1 protein-coding gene and 1 pseudogene are annotated in these 1,287 nt (G+C 61.4%); both read left to right on the top strand.

Annotated features, from left to right (window positions below):
* The coding region (locus WEA77_RS02480; RefSeq protein ID WP_368066285.1) for a hypothetical protein at positions 1–316 on the top strand (316 nt) is incomplete at its 5' end.
* A 66-nt stretch (positions 317–382) separates the two neighbouring features.
* Positions 383–1,287 (top strand): annotated as a pseudogene (locus WEA77_RS02485) (transketolase); the annotation flags it as partial.

A 1,287-nucleotide genomic window follows, 5' to 3' on the forward strand; every position in this document is an offset into this window, starting at 1 on the left:
ACAGGAAATGATGGAACTCTGGCTGAATTCCTGGCGCGCCTATACGGCGATGACCGCCGCCTCACTCGACACCCTGCTCACGATGCAGAAGAGCATGATGAGCCTCTCTTCGATCACATTGTCGGACGGTTTTGACAGCGCCGACGAGAACTATATGCGCGAGGCTTTTCAGCGCGCGGCAGATGCCAATGTGCGCCGCTGGTCGGACACGGCGGATATGCTGAAAGGCATGCCGGGCTGGGTGCAGACCATGAACTCGATGCCGGGCACGACGCTGGTGGACATGTTCGACAAAGCGCAGCGCGGACGTCCTTAATCCGAAGGAGGGGCTGAGGCCTCTCTGCCTTATGGACTTGGGCGGCGCCCTGATTTACCTCGGGGTATGACCCTTCCGATTGATCACCTGAAGACCCTTGAACAGCGCCTGCTGTGGCTGGCTGCCTGGACCGTTCACAACGCCAACCACCTGCGCGAGAAGGAAGATGACGACGTAAAGGTCGGCGGACACCAAGCCTCCTGCGCCTCACTGGTGTCGATCCTGACGGCGCTGTATTTCCAGGTGCTGCGGCCGGAAGACCGGGTGGCGGTCAAGCCGCACGCGGCGCCGCTTTTCCACGCGGTGCACTACCTGATGGGTAACCAGACGCTGGAGAAGCTTGAAAACTTCCGGGGCTATGGCGGCGCACAGTCGTATCCCTCGCGGACCAAGGACATCGACGATGTGGATTTCTCCACCGGCTCGGTCGGGCTCGGCGTGGCCGAGACGGCGTTTGCTTCAATTATTCAGGATTACCTTTTAGCCCGTCCGTGGACGCAGCTTGGATCGGGCGCACGCCAGCCAGGGCGAATGGTGGCGCTGGTGGGCGACGCGGAGCTTGATGAAGGTAACGTATACGAGTGTCTTCAGGAAGGCTGGAAGCACGGGCTGCGTAATACATGGTGGATCATCGACTATAACCGACAGAGCCTCGACGGCGTAGTGCATGAAGGCCTCTGGGCGCGTGTAGAGGCGATCTTCAAGGCGTTCGGGTGGCGCGTGGAAGTGCTGCGGTTCGGCGCGAAGCAGCGCGCGGCGTTTGAAGAACCGGGCGGCGGGCGCCTGAAGGACTGGATCGAGGCATGCCCTAACTCGCTCTATTCGGCGCTGACCTATCTGGGAGGCGCGGCCTGGCGCAAGCGCATCCTTGATGACATTGGGGACCAGGGGCCGCTGACGGCGCTGATCGAGAAGCGGTCCGACGCAGAACTCAGCACGCTGATGAACAATCTCGGCGGCCAGTGTCTTGA

It is taken from the genome of Hyphomonas sp., from assembly GCF_040882205.1.
Lineage (GTDB): Bacteria > Pseudomonadota > Alphaproteobacteria > Caulobacterales > Hyphomonadaceae > Hyphomonas.